At 63.1% G+C, this 22896-nt stretch carries 23 protein-coding genes; 12 read left to right on the forward strand and 11 right to left on the reverse strand.

The features are described from left to right. Window positions 1-12: 12 nt before the first annotated feature. Together ACQZ5H_RS00345 and thrC are read right to left on the reverse strand one after the other, a co-directional pair. Window positions 13-1311, reverse strand: a complete 1299-nt coding sequence (locus ACQZ5H_RS00345; RefSeq protein WP_449096388.1) for a M16 family metallopeptidase — start codon at window positions 1309-1311, stop codon at window positions 13-15. A gap of 25 nt (window positions 1312-1336) precedes the next feature. Continuing rightward, window positions 1337-2728, reverse strand: coding sequence for a threonine synthase (gene thrC / locus ACQZ5H_RS00350; RefSeq protein ID WP_449096389.1), 1392 nt, complete (start codon window positions 2726-2728; stop codon window positions 1337-1339). 207 nt (window positions 2729-2935) lie between these two features. On the opposite strand from thrC, the gene ACQZ5H_RS00355 reads away from it, so the two are divergent. Both ACQZ5H_RS00355 and ACQZ5H_RS00360 read left to right on the forward strand, forming a co-directional pair. Beyond that, window positions 2936-3631: a hypothetical protein gene (locus ACQZ5H_RS00355; RefSeq protein WP_449097001.1), complete on the forward strand. Its 696-nt coding sequence runs from the start codon at window positions 2936-2938 to the stop codon at window positions 3629-3631. 58 nt (window positions 3632-3689) lie between these two features. Then, on the forward strand, window positions 3690-4607 hold the full coding sequence (locus ACQZ5H_RS00360; RefSeq protein WP_449096390.1) for a diacylglycerol/lipid kinase family protein: 918 nt from the start codon (window positions 3690-3692) through the stop codon (window positions 4605-4607). Here ACQZ5H_RS00360 and ACQZ5H_RS00365 read toward each other — a convergent pair whose 3' ends face one another. Together ACQZ5H_RS00365 and ACQZ5H_RS00370 are read right to left on the reverse strand one after the other, a co-directional pair. Further along, window positions 4608-5297, reverse strand: coding sequence for an HAD family hydrolase (locus ACQZ5H_RS00365; RefSeq protein WP_112712813.1), 690 nt, complete (start codon window positions 5295-5297; stop codon window positions 4608-4610). It abuts the gene before it with no gap. 103 nt (window positions 5298-5400) lie between these two features. Next, entirely contained in the window at window positions 5401-6084 is a 684-nt protein-coding gene (locus ACQZ5H_RS00370; RefSeq protein ID WP_449096391.1) for an ArsR/SmtB family transcription factor, read from the reverse strand. Window positions 6085-6155: 71 nt separating this feature from the next. On the opposite strand from ACQZ5H_RS00370, the gene ACQZ5H_RS00375 reads away from it, so the two are divergent. From ACQZ5H_RS00375 to ACQZ5H_RS00390, 4 genes are all read left to right on the forward strand, one after another. Next, on the forward strand, window positions 6156-6485 hold the full coding sequence (locus ACQZ5H_RS00375; protein WP_112712809.1) for an NIPSNAP family protein: 330 nt from the start codon (window positions 6156-6158) through the stop codon (window positions 6483-6485). Continuing rightward, window positions 6482-6838, forward strand: coding sequence for an antibiotic biosynthesis monooxygenase family protein (locus ACQZ5H_RS00380; RefSeq protein ID WP_413711121.1), 357 nt, complete (start codon window positions 6482-6484; stop codon window positions 6836-6838). Before ACQZ5H_RS00375 ends, ACQZ5H_RS00380 begins: the two co-directional genes overlap by 4 nt. Window positions 6839-7038: 200 nt before the next feature. Further along, window positions 7039-8412: a pilus assembly protein TadG-related protein gene (locus ACQZ5H_RS00385; RefSeq protein WP_130278891.1), complete on the forward strand. Its 1374-nt coding sequence runs from the start codon at window positions 7039-7041 to the stop codon at window positions 8410-8412. A gap of 150 nt (window positions 8413-8562) precedes the next feature. Then, window positions 8563-9693 carry a DNA methyltransferase gene (locus ACQZ5H_RS00390; protein ID WP_449096392.1) on the forward strand — a complete coding sequence of 377 codons (1131 nt, stop codon included), beginning with the start codon at window positions 8563-8565 and terminating at the stop codon, window positions 9691-9693. Between the two features lie 110 nt (window positions 9694-9803). Here ACQZ5H_RS00390 and ACQZ5H_RS00395 read toward each other — a convergent pair whose 3' ends face one another. The 4 genes from ACQZ5H_RS00395 to mutY form a co-directional block, all read right to left on the reverse strand. Further along, window positions 9804-10724 carry a hypothetical protein gene (locus ACQZ5H_RS00395; RefSeq protein ID WP_449096393.1) on the reverse strand — a complete coding sequence of 307 codons (921 nt, stop codon included), beginning with the start codon at window positions 10722-10724 and terminating at the stop codon, window positions 9804-9806. Between the two features lie 255 nt (window positions 10725-10979). After that, window positions 10980-11345, reverse strand: a complete 366-nt coding sequence (locus tag ACQZ5H_RS00400) for a nuclear transport factor 2 family protein (protein ID WP_112712799.1) — start codon at window positions 11343-11345, stop codon at window positions 10980-10982. Window positions 11346-11347: 2 nt separating this feature from the next. Next, entirely contained in the window at window positions 11348-11956 is a 609-nt protein-coding gene (locus ACQZ5H_RS00405) for an HAD family hydrolase (RefSeq protein ID WP_199626359.1), read from the reverse strand. After that, entirely contained in the window at window positions 11957-13051 is a 1095-nt protein-coding gene (gene mutY, locus ACQZ5H_RS00410) for an A/G-specific adenine glycosylase (RefSeq protein ID WP_449097002.1), read from the reverse strand. It abuts the gene before it with no gap. 96 nt (window positions 13052-13147) lie between these two features. On the opposite strand from mutY, the gene ACQZ5H_RS00415 reads away from it, so the two are divergent. The 3 genes from ACQZ5H_RS00415 to ACQZ5H_RS00425 are packed head-to-tail and all read left to right on the forward strand — an operon-like array spanning window position 13148 to window position 14251. Then, entirely contained in the window at window positions 13148-13633 is a 486-nt protein-coding gene (locus tag ACQZ5H_RS00415; RefSeq protein ID WP_449096394.1) for a DUF721 domain-containing protein, read from the forward strand. A 52-nt stretch (window positions 13634-13685) separates the two neighbouring features. Continuing rightward, window positions 13686-13955 carry a type II toxin-antitoxin system ParD family antitoxin gene (locus tag ACQZ5H_RS00420; protein WP_449096395.1) on the forward strand — a complete coding sequence of 90 codons (270 nt, stop codon included), beginning with the start codon at window positions 13686-13688 and terminating at the stop codon, window positions 13953-13955. Continuing rightward, complete coding sequence (locus tag ACQZ5H_RS00425) at window positions 13952-14251, forward strand: type II toxin-antitoxin system RelE/ParE family toxin (RefSeq protein ID WP_449096396.1); 300 nt, start codon at window positions 13952-13954, stop codon at window positions 14249-14251. Before ACQZ5H_RS00420 ends, ACQZ5H_RS00425 begins: the two co-directional genes overlap by 4 nt. Here ACQZ5H_RS00425 and ACQZ5H_RS00430 read toward each other — a convergent pair whose 3' ends face one another. Beyond that, window positions 14252-14491, reverse strand: a complete 240-nt coding sequence (locus ACQZ5H_RS00430; RefSeq protein WP_449096397.1) for a FitA-like ribbon-helix-helix domain-containing protein — start codon at window positions 14489-14491, stop codon at window positions 14252-14254. It abuts the gene before it with no gap. A gap of 209 nt (window positions 14492-14700) precedes the next feature. Between ACQZ5H_RS00430 and ACQZ5H_RS00435 the strand changes: the two genes are divergently transcribed. The 3 genes from ACQZ5H_RS00435 to ppdK all read left to right on the forward strand — a co-directional run bounded on the left by ACQZ5H_RS00435 (window position 14701) and on the right by ppdK (window position 22116). Beyond that, window positions 14701-15393 carry a DsbA family protein gene (locus ACQZ5H_RS00435; RefSeq protein ID WP_199626362.1) on the forward strand — a complete coding sequence of 231 codons (693 nt, stop codon included), beginning with the start codon at window positions 14701-14703 and terminating at the stop codon, window positions 15391-15393. A 180-nt stretch (window positions 15394-15573) separates the two neighbouring features. Then, on the forward strand, window positions 15574-19035 hold the full coding sequence (smc, locus tag ACQZ5H_RS00440) for a chromosome segregation protein SMC (RefSeq protein WP_449096398.1): 3462 nt from the start codon (window positions 15574-15576) through the stop codon (window positions 19033-19035). A 414-nt stretch (window positions 19036-19449) separates the two neighbouring features. Beyond that, window positions 19450-22116 carry a pyruvate, phosphate dikinase gene (ppdK, locus tag ACQZ5H_RS00445; RefSeq protein WP_449096399.1) on the forward strand — a complete coding sequence of 889 codons (2667 nt, stop codon included), beginning with the start codon at window positions 19450-19452 and terminating at the stop codon, window positions 22114-22116. Between the two features lie 12 nt (window positions 22117-22128). On the opposite strand, the gene ACQZ5H_RS00450 is transcribed toward ppdK, so the two are convergent. After that, window positions 22129-22404, reverse strand: a complete 276-nt coding sequence (locus ACQZ5H_RS00450; protein WP_112712789.1) for a hypothetical protein — start codon at window positions 22402-22404, stop codon at window positions 22129-22131. 98 nt (window positions 22405-22502) lie between these two features. Further along, window positions 22503-22892 (reverse strand): hypothetical protein, encoded by a 390-nt coding sequence (locus tag ACQZ5H_RS00455; protein WP_112712787.1) that lies wholly within the window; start codon window positions 22890-22892, stop codon window positions 22503-22505. Window positions 22893-22896 lie beyond the last annotated feature (4 nt).

Below are 22896 nucleotides of genomic sequence, written 5' to 3' on the forward strand. Positions count from 1 at the left end.
GCTGAAAGCGGTCTAGCGGCTTGCTTGCTTGGACTGCGGCACCGTGGCGGAAAGCGATGCGGCGATGTCTTCCATCGGGGCAAGCTGCTCCAGCGGGCCGATCGCCGAAAGCGTCGGAACGGTATCGAAGAACAGCCGGCCGGCGAGGTCGGTGAGGCGCTCGACGGTGATGCCTTCCAGCCGTTCCATCATCTCCTGGTTGGAGATCGGGCGGCCGTAAAGCATCATCTGGCGGGCGATCTGACCGGCGCGGGCGGCCGGGCTTTCCTGGCCCATGAGAAGCTGGGCGCGGATCTGGGCGCGGGCGCGCTCGATTTCCTTCTGCTCGATCGAGGAGGCCGACTTGTGCAGCTCGTCGATGATGACGGGCACCAGCTCCGGCAGGTTCTCGCCGCCGGTCGCGGCATGGATGCCGAAGATGCCGGTGTCGGAAAAGCCCCAGTGGAAGGCATAGAGCGAGTAGCAGAGGCCGCGGATTTCGCGCACTTCCTGGAACAGGCGGGAGGACATGCCGCCGCCAAGGATATTGGCGAGGATCTGCGAACAGTAGAAGTCGCGGGCGTGATAGGCCTTGCCCTCGAAGCCGAGCAGGATCTGCGCGTCCATCAGGTCGCGCGTCTCGCGCACGTTGCCGCCGATATAGCGGGCCGGCTCCATGACGGGCGGGGCGCTCGGCGAGGTCGGCAGGCTGGCGAAGCGCTGCTCCACCATCTTCACGAACTCGTCGTGCTTTACGGCACCGGCCGCGACGACGAACATCCGGTCCGTCGTGTAGTTGCGGCTGAGATAGGTGCGGATCTGCTGCGGCGAGAAGGAGACGACGGTCTCCGGCGTGCCGAGGATCGGCCGGCCGAGCGTCTGGTCGCGATAGGCGGTCTCCGAGAACTTGTCGAAGACCACGTCGTCGGGCGTGTCGTTGGCGGCGTTGATTTCCTGCAGGATGACCTGCTTTTCGCGCTCCAGCTCATCTTCCTCGAAAGCCGATTCCGTCAGGATGTCGGCGAGGATATCGATGGCGAGCGGTACGTGATCCTTGAGGACACGGGCGTAATAGGAGGTGGTTTCGGTCGATGTCGCGGCGTTCACTTCGCCGCCGACATCCTCGATTTCTTCGGCGATATCGCGCGCCGAGCGGCGTGCGGTTCCCTTGAAAGCCATGTGTTCGAGCAGGTGGGCGATGCCATGCTCGTCTTCCGTCTCGTTGCGCGAACCTGATTTGATCCAGACCCCGAGCGCGGCACTTTCAAGGTGCGGCATGGTCTGGGTCACTACTGTCAGCCCGGATTTGAGCCGGGTGCACTCAACTGTCATTGGCTATCTTTCTGCGCCTGCCGAATTACGTCCGGGCATGCTTGCCGATAAAGCTTTCAACGGCCTTAAGTTCCGGATCGATGACTTGGAAGCGCTCCTCCTTAAGCATCAGATCAGCAAGCCACGTCGGGAGCGCCGGGTCAATACCGGAGGCGGATTTTACGGCCGCCGGGAACTTAGCCGGGTGGGCTGTCGCCAGCGTCACCATCGGCGTGTTCGGCTTCTCGTGCTTGGCCGCAACGAAGACGCCAATCGCCGAATGCGGATCAAGCAGATAGCCGGTTTTTGCAAGCGTTTCCTTGATCGTCTGGGCAACCTGCTTCTCGCTGGCGCGGCCGGCACGGAAGTCCTTCTTGATGGCGGCAAGCGCCTTCGAGGAGATCTCGAAACCGTTCGATTGCTTCAGGCTGTCCATTGCATGGCGCACCTTCGAGGCGTCGCGGTCATAGGCTTCGAACAGCAGGCGTTCGAAGTTCGACGAAATCTGGATATCCATCGACGGAGAGGTGGTCGCCTTGACCTCCTTCATGTCGTAGCGGCCGGTCTTCATCGTCCGCGCCAGGATGTCGTTTTCGTTGGTGGCGATGACCAGCTTGCCGATCGGCAGACCCATCTTCTTGGCGGCGTAACCGGCGAAGATATCCCCGAAATTCCCCGTCGGTACGGTGAACGAGATCTTTCGGTCCGGACCGCCGAGCGCAACCGCGGTCGTGAAGTAATAGACGATCTGGGCCATGATGCGCGCCCAGTTGATCGAGTTGACGCCGGACAGCTTCACCCTGTCGCGGAAGGCGCCGTCGTTGAACATCGCCTTCACGAGGTTCTGGCAGTCGTCGAAATTGCCGTTGACGGCGAGCGCGTGAACATTCGGCGAGGTCGAGGTCGTCATCTGGCGCTGCTGCACCGGCGAGACCTTGCCATGCGGGAAGAGGATGAAGATGTCGGTGCGCTCGCGGCCCGCGAAAGCGTCGATCGCAGCGCCGCCGGTATCGCCCGAGGTGGCGCCGACGATGGTGGCGCGCTCGCCGCGCTTCTCCAGCGCATAGTCCATAAGGCGTGCGAGCAGCTGCATCGCCACGTCCTTGAAGGCGAGCGTCGTGCCGTGGAAAAGCTCCATCACGAAGCTGTTCGGGCCGGTCTGCACCAGCGGCGCGATCGCCGGGTGACGGAAGGTGCCGTAGGCCTCGTCGATCATGGCGCGGAACGTGTCTGCCGGGATTTCGCCATTGGTGAAGGGCGAGAGAATCGTGAACGCGATCTCCTGATAGCTCTTGCCGCGCAGCGCCCGGATGTCCTTCTTGGAGAAGTGCGGCCATTCACGCGGAACATAGAGACCGCCGTCGCGGGCAAGACCCGTCAGAAGCGCATCGCAAAAGCCGAGGGAAGGGGCTTCGCCGCGGGTCGAGATATAGTCCACGTTCTTCATCCTTGACGTTATGGCCGGAGGAAATCCGGAGAAGGAAAGCAAGCCCCCGGAATGATGCGGGCTGAAATGTGCATCAAAACAGTGCTTACCCAATCGATTTTTCTTTGCGCCGCTGATATAGACCATCGCAAACTGTGACGAAAGGCCTTGCAAACGCGACTTCGGGCCTGCCAAAAAACTTTGTAAGAGGGTGGAATAATCGTGTTCGGCAAAGTCTCGCGTCTCATCGTTTCCGCATCGTTGGCCGCTCTTCTCGCAAGCTGCAATTCCCTTGGAATGGGCGGCGACAGCAAGCCGGCAGAGACCCCGGCGCAGCCGAGCGGCAATGCCCAGATCATGCCGATGGCGCCGCAGAATCCGTCTTCCAACGACCCGTCGATCGGCACCGCCACCAACGCTTCCGGCAATGTCCAGCGCGTCGTTCAGGGCGCCTGCCCACAGATCTACATGCGCGATCAGGACGCGATCTTCCGCACCTATGCCAAGGGCGGCAAGAAGCCTGTCGTCAACAGCGCCGCCGGCCAGCAGGATACGCAGCCGACTGACCAGATCGTCTATCAGGCCTCCTTCGCCGATTACACGCGCCAGTGCACGCTGAACGACCAGAACCTGACGATGACCATCGTCGCGCAGATTCGCGTGCTCGCCGGTCCGGCCGGCGGTTCCGGCACTGTGTCGCTGCCGATCCGCATCAGCGCCGTCGATAGCCAGGGTGCGATCAACAGCGAAACCGTGCCCTTCACCGCGCAGATCCCGCCCGGCCAGACCTCGACGCAGGTTCTCTTCCGCCACGACGGCTTCAAGCTGCCGGTCGGCTCGGGCGGGCTGGTGCGCGTCAATATCGGCTTCGATCAGGGCAACGCCCCGAAGACGAAGAAAGCCAAGAGCTCGTAACGCGCCGCTTGTTTCGGCCCTCCCGTCATGCTTCTGTCATGGCGGGAGAGATTAGATCGTGAAAATCGGTATCGTTCTCAATCCGGCGTCCGGAAGGCGGGGCAGGCGGCTGTTCTGGTCCGCGTTGCGGCGTGCGCTCGAGGCACGCTCGGCCGATATCAGCCTGCGTGAGACCAAGGGTTTCGGCGATGCCGAAAGGCATGGACGCGAGCTCGCCGAAGATGGTTGCGACCTGGTGCTCGCCGTCGGCGGCGATGGTACGGTCGGAGAGGTGGCGGGTGGTATCCTGCGCTCGCATCGTCCGGGCGCTGTGTTCTCCTTCATCCCGACAGGCACCGGCTGCGATTTCGCCCGCAATTTCAAGATTCCGCGTGAACCCGCCAGGATCGCCGAGCATCTTGTCACCGCGCCGGTCCGGTCCGTCGATGCCGGTTTGCTCACCTGCGAGACCGAAGATGGCCTGACCTGCACCCGGCACTTCATCAATATCGCGAGCTTCGGCGTCTCCGGCGAGATCGTTCGCGCCGTCAACGAGGCGCGCCGCGGCCGCAAGCTGCCGGGGCGGATGGTGTTCTTCTATCACAGCCTCCGGGAGATCCTGCGCTACAAGCCGCTCAGCATCCGCCTGCGCCTTGATGGCGAGGATGTCTATGACGGCCCGGTCACCGCTGTCGCAATCGCCAACGGCGCCTGGTTCGGTGGCGGCATGAAGGTGGCGCCGGAGGCTGATGTCGCCGATGGCGTCTTCGATGTGGTGATCATCAAGGGGGCAGCGCGGCTCAAGGTGCTGACGCTGATGAACAGCATCTATAGCGGCCGTCATGTGAAAAGCCCGCTGGTCAGCACCCGCCGGGCCCGGCTCGTCGAGGTCTGGCCGGCCGGGGAGCCGGCATCCATCGACAGCGATGGCGAGGCGCCGGGCCATATCCCGGCGCGTTTCGAGGTGCTGCCCGGGGCAGTCAACCTCCTCGTCTGATCAGAGCACGCCTTCCCATTCGGAAAGTGCTGCAACGACGCCCGGCAGATCGCTCATCCTCGAAATCACCGTTTCGGCGCCGGCATCGGTCAGATGGTCGGCATGCGAGGGATAGCTGTGCGAAGCGCCGGTAAAGCCGATGACCCGCATGCCCGCACTGCGCGCCGCATGAACGCCATGGATCGAATCCTCGACGACGACGGTGCGCGACGGCGAAACGCCGAGCTTCTCCGCGCCATGCAGGAAGATATCCGGCTTCGGCTTGACGCGATCCGGTCCAAGATCCTTGGCCGAGAAGATATGCGGCGCAAACAGCGGCTTGAGGCCGACTTTGCCGAGCATCATGTCGAGACGGTGGGAGCTGGAATTGGAGCAGATGCAGCGCTTCAGCGGCAGCTTCGAAACCGCAGCCTCGACACCGGCGATCGCCTGCACTTCGCTTTCGAGCTTCAGGTCGAGCAGCTTCTCGGACTTGTCGAGCAGCGAGGCGGAAAGCGGAATGCTCGCCTCCTTCTCGACCTGCAGCAGGATGTTCTTCCAGGTCATGCCGGCAAAACGCTCGGCCATTTCCTCGGGGCTGATCGGATAACCGGCTTCAGTCAGAAGCCCGGACTCGACTTGCGCCGCAATGATTTCGGAATCGACCAGAACGCCGTCGCAGTCGAAGATAATAAGGTCGAAGCCTTGCATATTCTTCCAGCCTTGTTTGGGGACGCCGCCGTTTACACGATGGAACGGAAAATCTCAACGGGCAGGGCGGCATGGCTGCGATGCGCGCTGTGGGCGGCTGTGTTTAGTCCGCCGGAAACAGCTGCAGGAACTGCCGCTCGCCTTCCGGGGAGAAGATCACCGAGCGGCTTTCCGCCGTTCGCCGCGCCCAGCCCTTGTCGAAGAAACTCGAAAGCAGCGCCTTGCCGAGGCTGCCAGCCAGATGCGCGCGCCGCTCGCTCCAGTCGAGGCAGGAGCGGCAGAGCGGCCGCCGCGACGATTTCAGGCCGTGCAGGTCGATGCCGATGCACTTGAACCGGTCTTCGCCCTTCTCGGTCACCACCAAGCCGTCGCCGATGGCATCGATCGCGCCTGAGGCGATCAGGCTGTCCAGCATCCGCACGCCGTAGTCGCCCGCCAGATGATCGTAGCAGATGCGCGCCTTGCGCAGCGCCGGCTCCTTTGGTCCCGGTTGATGGCGCAGATGCCCGCGCCCGGCCGCAAAGCCCATGATGCTTTCTAGCAGTTTGCCGACCGCGTCGTCGGCCAGCGCGAAATAGCGATGCCGCCCCTGCTTGCGCTGCGCCAGCAGGCCGCCGGCTTCGAGCTTGGCAAGATGCGTACTCGCCGTCTGCAGCGTGATGCCGCCGGCCGCGGCAAGCTCCGTCGCCGTCAGCGCCTTGCCGCCCATCAGCGCCGTCAGCATGTTGGCGCGGGCGGGATCGCCGATGAGCGAGCCGATCTGTGCGATGTCTGGTCCTTCTTTCATACTTCGATCGTAACCGAAGCATGTCGGTGCGGCAACATGCAAAACTCTTCTCACAACAACAGGAGAAAGAGATGCTCACCTGCTTCATCCGCTACGAGATCGACCCGTTCAAGAAGGAGGCCTTCGCCGAATATGCCCGCAACTGGGGCCAGGCCATCCCGAGGAACGGCGCCGACTTGATCGGCTATTTCGCCCCGCATGAGGGCTCGCTGACGACGGCTTACGGCGTCTACAATATCGAGAGCCTGGCCGCCTACGAGGCCTATCGTGCCAGGCTCGCCGCCGATCCTCTCGGCCGTGAGAACTACGAATTTGCCAAACGCGAGCGCTTCATCCTGAAGGAAGACCGCATCTTCCTGAAGAATGTCTCCGCTCCCCATGCCGAGCTGGTGCTGCCATGATCGCCGTCATCTTCGAAGTCGTGCCCTTCATGGGCGAGCGCCACAAGTATCTCGATCTCGCCGGGGAGCTGCGCGGCGAACTCGAGAGCATGGATGGCTTCATCTCCATCGAGCGCTTCGAGAGCCTGACCATGCGCGGCAAGATCCTGTCGCTGTCCTTCTGGCGCGATGAGGAGGCCGTCAAGAACTGGCGCAACCGCGAGGCCCACCGCAACGCCCAGGCCGCCGGCCGCAACGGTGTCTTCGCCGATTACCGCCTGCGCATCGGCCATATCGTGCGCGACTACGGCATGTTCGAGCGGGACGAGGCGCCCGAGGACAGCCGCAGGGTTCACGACGCAGCGGGCGCCTGAAGCCGATATCAACGAGGGCGTGCCGGCAATTCTGTCGGCATTCCATTACTGGTAGAATAGAACTTGGATATCACTATCATCTAAAGTATATAGAGTATTATTTTACTGTCACGAAGCCGTGAAAGCGCTTCCATGCTTACGGTATATTATCGAATTTCCCGCATAACGGATTTATATTTTAGATCCGAGGCATATTCTCAATGCGTGTTTTTCGTCCCTTTCTCAAGGACCGGCGCGGCAATTTCGGCGTGATGACAGCAATTCTCATGGTGCCGCTCCTGGGCGCCGCAGGCATCGCCGTCGACTATAGCAACGAAAGCGAAATGCACACCGAGCTGATGGAGGCCGCGGATGCCGCCGCCCTCGGCGCGATCGCTCCCGATACCGCCGGTTACAAGGCCGTCCAGGCCATGACCGGCGATGGCGAGATCACCGTGGCCGAGGCGGACGCCAGGGACATGTTCATGGCGCAGCGCTCCAGCGGCCTCAGCCAGTCGCTCTCCGACCTGCCGCTCAACATCACGATCAAGGTCGCGAAAGCAAGCGGCGTCGTCACCTCGACCGTCAATTTCAGCGTCGATGCGCCGACCACCTTCATGAAGGTTCTGGGCGTCGACACGATGACCGTCGCAGGCACGGCCACGGCGACGAGCGGCGGCATGTCGAGCGCCAGCTACACGGATTTCTACCTGCTGCTCGACAACACGCCCTCGATGGGTATCGGCGCGACACAGGCCGATATCGACGCACTGGTGAAGGCGACGGCCAATTCCCCGGATGCCGCCGGCCGCAACTGTGCCTTCGCCTGCCACATGGTCTGGGGCAGCGGCGTCGAAAACACCGACAGCGATTACATCATCGCCCGCGCCAACGACATCACGCTGCGCATCGACGTGGTCACCGATGCCGTCAAGGGTCTGATGGACGATGCCGCCGAGGAAACGCAGCCGAACCAGTACCGCTTCGCCGCCTACACCTTCGGTGCGGCCGCCTCCGAAACCGCGCCCTATTACAGCATCTCGCGTATCGCCAGCCTGACCGGCGACCTCTCGACGATGCGCAACGCCATCGGCCAGATCAGCCTGATGACGACGCAGCACCACCAGTTCAACGAGGATGCACTGACGAGCTTCGATACGGCGCTGACCAGCATCGGCAAGGAGATCAAGACCGATGGCGGCACCGGCGCCAGCACCGGCGACCGCCAGGAAGTCGTCTTCTTCGTCACCGACGGCATGGGCGACAGCCGCAAGGACAGCTGCACCGGCGGCTCCTGGTGGTCCAATCCCGACCGCTGCCTGCAGCCAATCGATCCCAAGCTCTGTTCGGCCCTGAAAGACCGCGGCATCAAGGTGGCGGTGCTCTACACCACCTACCTGCCGATCCCTACTGATCCGATCTGGAACCAGGCGATCAACCCCGTCTTCGCCAAGAATATCGGCCCCAATCTGAAAGCCTGCGCCACCGAGGGATTGTTCTTCGAGGTGAAGCCGACGGATGACATGGCCGCCTCGATGTCGGCCTTGTTCAGCAAGGCGGCGAGTGCCACGAGCGGCCTCAGACTGACGAATTGAGGGGAGGCGGGCCGGGTGCCCGCCTTCTTCATTTCCTGCGTGTATCTTTTGAATAATTTCCCGAAATCGTTCACCGCTTCAGGCTTTGGTAACCAAACTGGGTAACCATAACGATCAGTAAAAAGCGTAAGTGTATGAGCGAGTATCATAATGGCGTCTGTCTTTCCGCTTGCCGATCTGAAGGCCTCCGCAAAACCGGATTCCTGGATCGACACGATCATCAAGGGTGATTGTGTCGCTGCCCTCGAGGCCCTGCCGACCAATTCCGTCGATGTGATTTTCGCCGACCCGCCGTATAACCTCCAGCTGGGCGGCACGCTGCACCGTCCCGACCAGTCGCTGGTCGATGCCGTCGACGACGAGTGGGATCAGTTCGCCTCCTTCGAAGCCTATGATGCCTTCACGCGCGCCTGGCTGCTCGCCTGCCGCCGCGTCCTGAAGCCGACGGGCACGATCTGGGTCATCGGCTCCTATCACAACATCTTCCGCGTCGGCGCCACGCTGCAGGATCTCAATTTCTGGATCCTCAATGACATCGTCTGGCGCAAGACCAACCCGATGCCGAACTTCAAGGGCCGCCGTTTCCAGAACGCCCATGAAACGATGATCTGGGCGAGCCCGGATGCCAAGGCCAAGGGCTATACCTTCAACTACGATGCGATGAAGGCTGCCAATGACGACGTGCAGATGCGCTCCGACTGGCTGTTCCCGATCTGCAGCGGCGGCGAACGCCTGAAGGGCGACGACGGCAAGAAAGTCCACCCGACCCAGAAGCCGGAAGCGCTGCTCGCCCGCGTCATCATGGCCTCCTCGAAGCCGGGCGACGTGATCCTCGATCCGTTCTTCGGCTCGGGCACCACGGGTGCCGTTGCCAAGCGCCTCGGTCGCCACTTCGTCGGCATCGAGCGCGAGCAGGATTATATCGATGCGGCATCCGCCCGCATCGCCGCCGTCGAGCCGCTCGGCAAGGCGGAGCTGACGGTCATGACCGGCAAGAAGCAGGAAGTGCGCGTTGCCTTCAACGTTCTCGTCGAAAGCGGCCTGATCAAGCCCGGCCAAGTGCTGCATGACGCCCGCCGCCGCTACAGCGCGATCGTCCGCGCCGACGGCACCGTGGCTTCCGGCGGTGACGCCGGCTCCATTCATCGCCTTGGCGCTAAGGTCCAGGGTCTTGATGCATGCAACGGATGGACCTTCTGGCATTACGAAGACGGGCAGACCCTGCGCCCGATCGACGATCTCCGGTCCGTCATCCGCAGTGATCTGGCAAAGGCGGAATAGCGTAAGCCTTTACCGGTCGAGACTACCTTCTTCCGGTTTTTGTACCTCCAGTTACGGAAGAAGGCCCATGGCGCCCGGGGATCAACACCCCGGGCGTCTTCTTTTTCGGCTTACCGCTGCAGCAGCGCCTGACGCTCCTCGTCGTCGTCCCGCTGGCGGCCGCCGATTGCGGCCGAGACGCTGGCGATGAAGGCGCCGACGAGCAGCGACATCGCGCCGATGAGGGCAGCGCCCGACGCCGTCTTGCGCGCCGTATCGGCTGCCTTCTGCGCCGCTGCCTTGGCGTCGTCGATGCGCTTCAGAACGCCATCGACACGGGTTTTCGCATCGGCTTCCGAAAGCCCGGTCCGCGTAGCGACCACCTGGTCGAGATAGGCGCGGTCGTCGGCGGAAATCTCGCCTTGTGCCGCACCATTGATCAGCACGCGGGAGATCTCGGCGCTGACGGCTTCGTTGCTCTGGTTCTGCGGCGCGCTGCGGCCATCGGCCGGGCGCAGCAGGGCATCCGTGAAATACGACGTCGAGAAGCCACCGGCGCTGTCCGAGTTAGAGGCTGCCGCCGCTGCTCCGGCACCACCTGCCGCGGCCGTGGCGCCGACTGCGGTCGCCGTCGCGCTGGCTCCGGCACTGGCAAGAGACGATATCGCGGAGCCGAGCAGACCGACGACGATGAGCGTTGCCAGTGCCCAGGCAAGGAAGCCATGCGCCGTATCGCGGAAAAACACCTCATAGGTGTGAACGCCCACCCATTTGGATCTCAGGCGGCCGGTAATGTAGCCGCCAAGCGCCGACGATGCCCATTGCACGACGATCAGCCAGACGGCTGCCGTCGCACCGATGGTCGCCAGCGAACTGCTATCGCCCGCAAACGGGGAAATCATCGTCAGCCCCAGTCCGGAGCCGATCAGCATGAAGATCAGGGTGATCGCCGTGGCGGCCAGCGTGCCGGCGAGGATCGGTCCCCAGCTGACGGCCGAGGACGACGATTCCTGCGGAGCGCCGGTGACGACGCTCGATAGGGGTTGCGACATCGTGATCCCCCTAGTGCCAGAACAGAAGGATGATCAGGATCAGCGGAATCGGAACCCCGAGAAACCAAAGCAATATACCTCTACCCATCCTAGTCCTCCTGCCGGCCATGCCGGGCTGCTGATTGATGCATGCCGCAATCGATGCGGCTGGGATCAAAACAGCGGGAAACCGAGAATGTTCCTGAAGTCTTTGAGTTGGTTGCAACATTTGCAGGGATTGTTGCAGAAAGGGCGGCAGCGGTGCCGCCCTGCCGGTTAGAAGGCCTGGTAGTCGGTGACCTGCACGTGGGTCACATGGCCGTCCTCGTCGAAGGTGATCGTCTCCTCGCCCTCGCGGATCAGCGGCTTGCCGGTGCCGCTATGCGTGGCCCGGACGGACCAGACTGCGCGCCCAGCGCGGGGCGACACTTTTTCGACCAGCGTATCGATTGCCGTCTGGTCCGGGTAATCGTCGAAATACTTGCGGAAGGCCGCCATGATCTCGTCGCGCCCGGCAAGACTGCCGACACCGTTGGAGACGTAGGTCGCATCCTCCGCGAAGTAATTCTCGATGGTTTCGAAATCCAGCGCGTTGATGGCGCCGTGGAAGAGCTTGATTTCTTCGACAGGATCGAACGCCATGATCAGACCCTCACGCCGAGCGCGGTCAGATCGGCGCGCAGCTTGTCGGCGCCGGTGAAATGCACCGCCTGCCATCCAGCCTGTTTGGCGCCGTCGACATTGGCGACGGTATCGTCGATGAACACGGTGGTTGCCGGATCGAGGCCGAAGCTGTCGGCATGCATCTCGTAGATCGCCACATCCGGCTTGATCAGCTTCACATCGCCCGAGACGGTGACGCCCCGCGTCTTCGTCAGGAACGGATAGCGCACCTGCGCTTCGCGAAAGGTGTCGGAGGCGAAGTTGGTCAGCATCGTCACGTCATGCCCGCCCGCGATCAGCTCTTCCATCACGGCGACGCTATCGTCATAGGCATGCGGCACCATCTCGTGCCAGTATTTGCGGAAATGGCGGATCTGCTCTTCGCGCTCAGGATGCGCCTCGATCAGCAGCGCTTCGGCCTCTTCCCAGGTGCGGCCGCGGTCCTGCTCGATGTTCCAGTCATGGGTGCAGACATTGTCGAAAAACCACTTGCGTTCTCCGGCATCGGGGATCAGCCGCTGGTAGGGCAGGCTGGGATCATAGTGGATGAGCACTTTGCCGATATCGAAGACAATATGATTGATGGGCATCTATCGTTCCTTGGCTGATTTGAACGCGAGAGGAATAGCCGCTGCGATCGCTTTTTTCATGATGGTCGGCAGCGCCTGGGCTTCAAGATTTGTAACCGGCTCCCACCATCCGTCATTGATTTCAATGGGATCGGCAATGGCGACGCGATAGATCGACAGCCTCAGCTCGAAATGCGTGAAGACATGGGTGACCGTTCCCGACGCCTGCCAGTCGGCGGCGAAAGGTGCGGCATCCGTCCCGGTCGCCCCGTCGATCCGCGCCGTCCATCCTGTCGTCGGCACCTCGGTCATGCCGCCGAGCAACCCGCTCTCGACGCGCTTCTTCAACAGGATTTCGCCATCGGCGGTGACGGCGATGAACGCGGCGCCAACGCGCACCGGCTTGTCCTTCTTCGCCGCCTTGACCGGAAATTTCTCGGGATCATGGACGCGCAGCGCCTCGCACGCATCCCTGAACGGACAGAGCGAACAGGCCGGTCGCTTCGGCGTACAGATCGTCGCCCCGAGATCCATCATCGCCTGCGCGAAATCGCCCGGCCGGTCTGCCGGCGTCAGCAGAGCTACCTTATGCTTCATCAGCGGCTTGCCGGCGGGAACGGGGGTGGCGATAGCATAGAGGCGTGAGACCACCCGCTCGACATTGCCATCCATCACCGCCGCTTGCCGGTTGAAGGCGATGGCGGCGACGGCCGCCGCCGTATAGTCGCCGATACCAGGCAGCGATTTCAGCCCTTCCTCGGTATCGGGAAAGATGCCGGCATGACCGGCCGCGACAGCCTCGGCGCATTTCTTCAGATTGCGGGCACGGGCGTAGTAGCCGAGCCCCGCCCAGGCCGCCATCACGTCCTCGCTCGGCGCCGCCGCCAGATCCTTCACCGTCGGCCAGCGCGCCAGGAAATTGGCGAAGTAGGGTTTTACCGCCTGCACGGTCGTCTGCTGCAGCATCACTTCGGAGAGCCAGACGCGATAGGGATCGGCCTTGATGCCGCGCGCCGCCATCGGCGGCGAGACGCGCCAGGGTAGGTCGCGGTGGTGCCGGTCGTACCAGTCGAGCAGGGCTTTTGCGCTTGGCGCGATGAGTGTCGTGGAAGTCATCATTTACCGGAGTGCGGGGAGTGGCCTATAATTGGCGAAGCATTGCCGCCCGATCAAGGCAGCAACGCCAGTTGGCGGCGGCATCAGAAGGTTTCGATGAGTTATCCACGCAAAGGTGAAAAGCAGATCTCCGAGCTGGCAAACGGGCTGATCGATCCGGTGCTCGCCAAGCGCGCCGGTATCAATACCGCGCTGCTCGGTTCATGGGACGAAATCGCTGGCGAGGACTTTGCCGATTGCACCCGCCCCGAAAAGATCGCCTGGGCCCGCGGCGGCGAAGACGGCACCTACAAGCCCGGCGTTCTCACGATCGCCTGCGAAGGCGCGCGCGCCCTTTTCCTCACCCACGCGCAGGGCGAACTCATCCAGCGCATCAACAGCTTCTTCGGCTTCTCCGCCGTCCACCAGATCCGCATCGTCCAGAAGCCGGTCTCCCAGGCCAGCAAACGCTCCCGCACCCCGCCGCCCCTGAAAGGCGAAGCGGCCCGCAAGCTCGAAGGCATGATGGAAGGCATCGAGGGCGACAAGCTGCGCGAGGCGGTGAAGCGGCTGGGTACGGCGGTGCTGGGGAAGCGGCGGTAGCTTGAAATAACCGGCCTCTGTATTACAGTGTAATAGAGAGCGAGGCACGCCGATGCGAACAAGCAAGCCAATCACCGTGACATTGGGAAGCCAGCAGAAGAGTCTGGATGCTCGTCTGGACTCCGGCGAGTATAGCTCGGCCAGCGAAGTCATGCGCGCCGCTCTGCGCGCACTGGACCGCGAAGACGCCGCCCTGAACGAAATTATCAGGCGCAAGATCGAAGAAGCGATCGATGATCCGGCTCCCGATATCGACGCCGATACCGTCTTCGACCGTATCGAGCAGCTTCATGCGCAGGCGGAAAAGGCTGGGCGCTCGTGACGGCAAAGGTCGTTTTCCGCCCGCGGGCAGAGAAGGATCTGCTTGATATCTATCACCACATCGCCTCCGAAAATCCCACAGCAGCCATCGCCATGGTCAGAGGTATCCGCTCGCTTTGCGCCAGCCTCTCAGAATTTCCGGAACGAGGCTCGCCGCGCGACGACTTTTCGCCTGGCGTGCGAATCCTCGTCTACGAGAAACGCGTCACCATCGCCTACCGGCTTCATCGAGCGAACATCCAGATTTTGCGAATGTTTTACGCTGGCAGAAACACGCCCTCAGCTTTTCGGGAATGATCATTCGAAAGAGGCTGGATTGATGGGAGTGAGGTCACGGCGAAATTCGATCTCGCTGCCACCGAGCTCGTCCTTAAATGCTGCAAGCTCCGATCCGATTTTCAGCCTGCCCGCGGGTCTGACCGCGTCCTCAAGGATCGAGCTGATTTCGGCCTCGATGCTTCTGCCGTTCAGCTTTGCTCGAAGCTTGAGCGCCCGGTGTGTTTCCGCAGGCAGGTTGCGTAGGACAATGGTCGGCATCGGCGCCTCCGTTTACGGTAGACGATATCATTTCGAGGATCGATGATATCAAGGAAATCTGGCGCCGGACGGTTGCCGCCGGAAGAATTTCCCTGATAGCCTTCGCAAGGTCACAATTCTTTGAAGAAAGTTGGCGAAGCGTGCCTTGTTCGCGGCCATTGGCCGTTATATCGCACATGCAGCCGCCACTTTTTGTTTATGGGGAACCCATGCAGCTTTCTGAAATGCAACTGACGAAGCGCCAGCTCATGAGCGGTGTCGCCGCAGCGACCGCGACGCTCGCGCTCTCCACCGCGGCCCATGCAGCGGTTGAAATGCCGCAGCCGGAAGGCGATGTCGATATGGAAGCGGTGCTGAAGCCCGGCGAGCTGCCGGAAATGGCGCTCGGTCCTGAGGACGCCAAGGTCAAGATCGTCGAATACATGTCGATGACCTGCCCGCATTGCGCCCACTTCCACAACACCACCTTCGACGAGATCAAGAAGAAGTATGTCGAAACGGGCAAGGTCCGTTTCATCATCCGCGAGTTCCCCTTCGATCCGGCCGCTGCCGCCGCCTTCATGCTGGCGCGCTGCAACGCCTCCGACCCGACGAAGCTCAGCACGCCGGAACAGTATTTCCCGATGGTTTCGATGCTCTTCAAGCAGCAGGAAACCTGGGCTGCTGCCGACGATCGCCGCGCCGCACTTCTGCAGATGTCCAAACTCGCTGGATTTAGTGAGGATAGCTTTACGAAGTGCTTGACGAACCAGAAGCTTCTGGATGAAGTGAACGCGACCCGGGAAAGGGGCTCCAAGGAGTTCGGCGTCAACGCCACGCCGACTTTCCTGATCAACGGCAAGCGTTACGCTGGGGACATGACGGTTGACTCCATGTCGGCACTTATCGACAGCCTGCTCTGAACCGTACCGTTTTGATCTGACGGGCGGCGGCGAAAGCCGCGCGCCCGTCTTTTACTCTGCGCCTTCCCTTCTCCCCCACGGGGAGAAGGTGCCCGAAGGGCGGATGAGGGGGCCACGGAGCGCAAGCTTCAAGGTGTCCCTACTGCCTCCTAACACGGTCCGTCGATTGGAGACGACCGCATGAAGTTCAACAAGCTCCGCCTTGTCGGCTTCAAATCCTTCGTAGAACCGACTGAATTCATCATCGAGCGCGGCCTCACGGGCGTCGTCGGGCCGAACGGCTGCGGCAAGTCCAATCTCGTCGAGGCGCTCCGCTGGGTGATGGGCGAGAATTCCTACAAGAACATGCGCGCATCCGGCATGGATGACGTCATCTTCTCGGGCTCCGGCAACCGCCCGGCGCGCAACACCGCCGAAGTCGCGCTCTATCTCGATAACGGCGAGCGCACCGCGCCTGCAGCCTTTAACGACAGCGACGAAATCCAGGTCACCCGCCGCATCGAGCGCGAGCAGGGCTCGATCTACCGCATCAACGGCAAGGAAAGCCGCGCCAAGGATGTGCAGCTGCTGTTTGCCGATGCCTCGACCGGCGCCCGCTCGCCGTCGATGGTCGGCCAGGGGCGTATCGGTGAGCTGATTTCGGCGAAGCCGCAGGCCCGCCGCCAGCTGCTGGAAGAAGCGGCCGGCATTTCCGGTCTCCATTCCCGCCGCCACGAAGCCGAGCTTCGCCTGCGCGCCGCCGAGAGCAATCTCGAGCGCCTTGACGATGTCACCTCGCAGCTCGAAAGCCAGATCGAGAGCCTGAAGCGTCAGGCCCGTCAGGCAAACCGCTTCAAGACGCTGTCGGCCGATATCCGCGCCCGCGAGGCGATGCTGCTGCATATCCGCTGGGTGCAGGCCAAGGAAGCCGAAGCCGAGGCCGACAGCGCACTGAACCAGGCCACCGTCGTCGTCGCCGAAAAGGCGCAGATCCAGATGGAAGCGGCGAAGTCTCAGGGCATCGCCAGCCTCAAGCTACCGGAACTGCGTGATGCCGAGGCGCGCGCTGCCGCCGCCCTGCAGCGCCTGCAGATCGCCAAGACGCAGCTGGAAGAAGATGCCAACCGCATCCTGCGCCGCCGCGACGAGCTGACCCGCCGCCTGACGCAGCTTGCCGAGGACATCCGCCGCGAAGAGCGTCTTGTCTCCGACAATGCCGAAATCCTCGCGCGTCTCGATGCCGAAGAGGCCGATATCACCGAGATCCTGGCCGATTCCGGCCGCCACGCCGATGAGCTCCGCGAAGCCTTCGAGGAAGCCGCCGCCAAGCTCTCGGACAGCGAGCGCATCTTCACCTCGCTGACCGCCGAGCGCGCCGAAGCCGCCGCCGGCCGCAATCAGCTGGAACGCGCCATCCGCGATCTCGCCGATCGCAAGATGCGCCTCGAGCGGCAGATGGACGAGGCGAACCGCGAACTCTCCGCCATCGGGGAAAAGGTCTCGGCGCTTCCCGATCCCGAGGAGAAGCGCGCGATGGTCGAGGCGGGCGAGATCGCCGTTGCCGAGGCCGAAGCTGCGATCCAAGCGGTCGAACAGGCGCTCGCCGAAGCCCGCCGCACCGAGGCGCTTTCGCGTGCCCCGGTCGACGAAGCCCGCGCCAAGCTCAATGGCCTGGAAACCGAAGCCCGCACCATCCAGCGCATGCTGGCTGCCGGTGCCGCCGCAGGCGAGTTCCCGCCGGTTGCCGAAGAGCTGCGCGTCGATCGTGGCTTCGAGACGGCGCTCGGTGCAGCACTCGGCGACGATCTGGAATCGCCGCTCGATCCGAAGGCGCCGGCCCACTGGTCCGAAAACGGCGATGGCGCCGCTGACCCCGCATTGCCCGCCGGCACAACGCCGCTCCTGAACCATGTCCGCGCGCCCGCTGCCCTGACGCGCCGCCTGAAGCAGATCGGCCTCGTTGTCGAAGCCGATGCCCGCCGCCTCGTGCGCGATCTGAAGCCCGGCCAGCGCCTGGTCACCAAGGAAGGCGCCGTCTATCGCTGGGATGGCCACGTCACCGGCGCCGATGCGCCGAGCGCCGCTGCCCTCCGCCTTGCCCAGAAGAACCGCCTTGCGGAACTGGAAAACGAAGTCTCGCTCGCCCGCGATGTTCTCGCCGAGGCCGAGGAGCGGCTTGCCGCTGCCGCTGAAGGTATCCGCGGCGAGGAACGCCGTCTCAACGACGCCCGCGACATGAGCCGCCTGTCGGCCCGTCATCTCGCCGAAGCGCGTGATGCGCTTGCCGCCGCCGAGCGCGCCTCCGGCGATCTCGTGCGCCGCCGCGATGTCGTTGCCGAGGCCGTCAGCCAGCTGCAGTCGCAGCAGGAAGACCTCTCGATCCAGGAAGAGAATGCCCGCATCGAGCTGGAAGACGCGCCCGATCTGACGGCGATCGACGAGCGGCTGCGCCTGCAGCAGGTCGAAGTCGCGACCGATCGTGGCCTTGCTGCCGAAGCCCGCGCCCGCCACGAAAGCCTGAACCGCGAAAACGACGCCCGCCAGCGCCGCATCGTGGCGATCGGCCAGGAGCGCGAAACCTGGCGGCAGCGCGCCGCCAGCGCCGAAGACCATATCGCAACGCTCCGCGACCGCGAGGAAGAAGCCCGCGACGAAGCCGCCGAGCTGGAAATGGCGCCGGATGAATTCGACGACAAGCGCCGGGCGCTGCTGAGCGAGCTGCAGAAAGCCGACGAAGCCCGCCGCAACGCCGCCGATCTGCTTGCCGCAGCCGAGCTCGTCCAGCGCGATGCCGATCACAAGGCCGCCACCGCGCTGTCGGAACTCGCCGAAAGCCGCGAGCGCCGCGGCCGCGCCGAAGAGCGTCTCGTCTCCGCCCGTGAAAAGCGGCAGGAAAGCGAAGGCCGCATCCGCGAGGCGCTGAACGTCGCCCCGCACGAAGCCTTCCGCCTCACCGGCCTTCAGCCGATGCAGGCAATCCCCGATCCGCGCGAAGTCGAGCGTGATCTCGAGCGCCTGAAGATGGAGCGTGAGCGTCTCGGCGCCGTCAACCTGCGCGCCGAGGAAGAGCAGAAGGAGCTCAGCGAGAAGCTCGAAGCGCTGATCAAGGAGCGCGACGACGTCATCGACGCCATCCGCAAGCTGCGCGGCGCGATCCAGAGCCTGAACCGCGAAGGTCGCGAGCGCCTGATCGCCGCTTTCGACGTGGTCAACGGCCAGTTCCAGCGCCTCTTCACCCACCTCTTCGGCGGCGGCACCGCCGAGCTGCAGCTGATCGAATCCGACGATCCCCTCGAAGCCGGCCTCGAAATCCTCGCGCGCCCGCCCGGCAAGAAGCCGCAGACCATGACGCTGCTTTCCGGCGGCGAGCAGGCGCTGACCGCCATGGCGCTGATCTTTGCGGTATTTCTCACCAACCCGGCGCCGATCTGTGTGCTGGACGAAGTAGACGCCCCGCTCGACGATCACAATGTCGAGCGTTACTGCAACCTGATGGACGAGATGGCCGCTTCGACGGAAACGCGATTCGTGATCATCACTCACAATCCGATCACCATGGCCCGCATGAATCGCCTATTTGGTGTGACGATGGCAGAGCAGGGTGTCTCTCAGCTTTTATCCGTCGACCTTCAGACGGCCGAACGCCTGCGCGAAACCGCTTGAAAATAATAGCTTTTCGAGAAAACCCCAAAAAAGTACGGGTCTGGCGGAAACCTTAACCCAATTGGGTGATGCTTTCAGCTTGCTTTTGCATTAGAAGTTGTCCTAGCGAATAAAGAGATTGCTGAAAAGTGAGCTCCGTCGCGCATGTTGGATACTGCTAGACGGTCCGGGACGAGGGCAGAAACCGGGCTTGATGGCATAGGTGGACCCCCCGTCCAGTTTTCCTGGCTGGACGGAAATAAGGCTTTGCGGGACCGTTGTTGCAGTCCCGCAAAGCTTTTTTTATGCGCTTCCCTCATTAAAACGGTTTGATGTCCCGCATTCATTGTGCGGTGCAACATTTTGCCGTATTTGTCGATTTTCATTTCCGGACCAAGGGATTAAGGTGGTCCCGGAGAATGAGACGGGGGGAAGATGTCCAAGCTGGTCTATACGTTCGGAAACGGGCAGGCGGAAGGCCGTGCGCGCGACCGGGACGTTCTGGGAGGCAAGGGCGCCAATCTTGCCGAAATGTGTGCGCTGGGACTTCCCGTTCCACCGGGGCTGACGATCGTCGCCGATGCCTGCACCACCTATTACAAGAACGGCCGCACGCTCGAAGACGCGCTGAAGGAGCAGATCCGCAGCGGCCTCGAAGGCATCGAGAAGGCGACCGGCCGCCGCTTCGGCGATACCGCCCATCCGCTTCTGCTCTCCGTCCGCTCTGGCGCCCGCGTTTCGATGCCGGGCATGATGGATACCGTGCTCAATCTCGGCCTCAACGACGAGACGGTGCAGGCGCTCGGCCATGATGCCGGCGACGCGCGCTTTGCCTGGGATAGCTACCGCCGTTTCATCCAGATGTATGCCGATGTCGTCATGGGCCTCGATAACGAGGTCTTCGAGGAAATCCTCGAGGACGAGAAGGCGCGTCTTGGCCACGAATACGATACCGAGCTGACCGCCGCCGAATGGCAGCATATCGTCGCGCTCTACAAGGACGTCATCGAAGAAGAGCTCGGCGAAGCCTTCCCGCAGGAACCGGAAGTCCAGCTCTGGGGCGCCGTCGGCGCCGTCTTCGCCAGCTGGATGAGCGCGCGCGCCGTCACCTACCGCATGCTCCACAATATTCCGGAAGTCTGGGGCACGGCGATCAACATCCAGGCCATGGTCTTCGGCAATCTCGGCAATGCCTCGGCCACCGGCGTCGCGTTCACCCGCAATCCCTCGACCGGCGAGAAGTCCTTCTATGGCGAGTTTCTGGTCAATGCCCAGGGCGAGGATGTCGTCGCCGGCATCCGTACGCCGCAGAGCATCACCGAGGAGGGGCGGCTAAATTCCGGTTCGGAGCGCCCGTCGCTCGAAAAGCTGATGCCGGAAGCCTTCGCCGAGCTGACCCGTATCTGTTCGGAGCTCGAAGCACATTACCGCGACATGCAGGACATCGAGTTCACCATCGAGCGCGGCAAGCTCTGGATGCTGCAGACCCGCTCCGGCAAGCGGTCCACCCGCGCCGCCATGCGGATCGCCGTCGATATGGTCGATGAGCGGCTGATCACCGAAGAGGAAGCGGTGCTGCGGATCGAGCCCTCGACGCTCGACCAGCTTCTGCATCCGACCATCGATCCGCGCGTCCAGCGCCAGGTGATCGGCAGCGGCCTGCCGGCGTCCCCGGGAGCGGCGACCGGCGCCATCGTCTTCACCGCCGAAGAGGCGGTTGCGGCGGAAGAGGAGGGGCGCAAGGTCATCCTGCTGCGCGTCGAGACCAGCCCGGAAGATATCCACGGCATGCACGCCGCCGAAGGCATTCTGACGACCCGCGGCGGCATGACCAGCCATGCGGCCGTCGTCGCCCGCGGCATGGGCATCCCCTGCGTTGTCGGCGCCGGCACCATGCGCATCGATCTGCGCAACGAGCGCCTGATCGGCGTCGGCGTGACGCTGAAGAAGGGCGATATCATCACCATCGATGGCTCCGCCGGTCAGGTGCTGAAGGGCGAAGTGCCGATGATCCAGCCGGAACTGTCAGGCGATTTCGGCCGCATCATGGGCTGGGCCGATCGCGTCCGCCGCATGACGGTGCGCACCAATGCCGATACGCCAGCCGATGCCCGCGCCGCCCGTTCCTTCGGTGCCGAAGGTATCGGCCTCTGCCGCACCGAGCACATGTTCTTCGAGGGCGACCGCATCCATGTGATGCGCGAAATGATCCTTGCCGAAGACGAGAAGGGCCGCCGCGCCTCGCTCGACAAGCTGCTGCCGATGCAGCGGCTGGATTTCACCAGTCTTTTCAGCGTCATGCACGGCCTGCCGGTTACCATCCGCCTGCTCGATCCGCCGCTTCACGAGTTCCTGCCGAAGTCGGATGAGGAAATCGCCGATGTCGCGGCGGCCATGGGCATGGAGCCGCTGGCGCTGCGCCAGCGCGTCGATGCGCTGCACGAGTTCAACCCGATGCTCGGCCATCGCGGCTGCCGCCTGGCGATCTCCTATCCCGAGATCGTCGAGATGCAGGCCCGCGCCATCTTCGAGGCGGCCGTCGCCGCTGCCCACGAAACCGGTGCCGCCGTCGTCCCCGAGATCATGGTGCCGCTGGTCGGCCTGCGCTCCGAGCTCGATTACGTCAAGGAACGCATCGATACGATCGCCAAGGCGGTCATGGCCGAAGCGGATATGAAGATCGATTATCTCGTCGGCACGATGATCGAGCTGCCGCGCGCGGCCCTGCGCGCGCATACGATCGCCGAGGCCGCCGAATTCTTCTCCTTCGGCACCAACGACCTGACGCAGACCACTTTCGGCATCTCGCGCGACGACGCCTCGGCCTTCATCCCCACCTACCAGCGCAAGGGCATCATCGAGCATGACCCCTTCATCTCGCTGGATTTCGATGGCGTCGGCGAGCTGATCAGCATTGCCGCCGAGCGCGGCAGGCGCACCCGCAACGACATGAAGCTCGGCATTTGCGGTGAACATGGCGGTGATCCCGCCTCGATCCATTTCTGCGAAAGGATCGGCCTCGACTACGTCTCCTGCTCGCCCTTCCGCGTGCCGATCGCACGGCTGGCGGCAGCGCAGGCCGCCATCAACGGCGGCCATTGAGGCAGGTCAATTCTAGCGGCGGTAATAGTAGCGCGGGTAGTAACGCGGCCCGGCCATGAAGTCGTCGAAGTTCTCGTCGGCCTGGATGCGGAAGGCGCGGGCATCGGCGCGGCGGTCGAGATCGATGCGCTGCAGGCAGGTGGCGAAACCGTTGGTGCCCGGCTTGAAACCGTAGCTCAGGCACTGCCGCTCATCGGCCGCGCGCCGCTCTTCAGGCGTCATCGTCTGGCAGGCCGAAAGGCCGATCGCCAGGGCAGCGAGCGTGAGCGAGAGGGCGGAAAGACGCATGGTACAGTCTCCGGTGCGTGAAACGGTCGTCCGGACATGAGGCGATTTGCCAGCCCGCGTCAACACCGCATCAACAGCCAGAGACAACGCGGCTGCAGTCAGATTCGTTCCAGCACTTCGATGAAGGCATCGGCAAAGCGCACGAGATGGACGGTATCCTCGTCGGGCGCCTGCATCCGGATCTCGACGCCATCGCGGTCGAGCACCGCCAGCACCACCCGCATGTCGTCGCTCGATGTCGGAACCCGCAGCACCGCGATGCGGCGGCAGTCCTCGATCAGGCCGGCTGCAGGCAGGTCGAAAAGGAACTCTCCGCCAGCCTTTCCGGCAGCGGTGCGCACGGCTTCGCAGAAACCCGCTTCGCCGCCATTATAGCCTTCCAGCGAGAGCTCCAGTTCAAGAAGCTCCATCGGCAGGAAGGGTTCGGATGAATCGACGGCACCGAGCGCCGGCGATTGCTGTCTTTCGGTCATTTCCGGTGAAAGCATGGCT

Source organism: Rhizobium sp. 21-4511-3d (genome assembly GCF_053522545.1).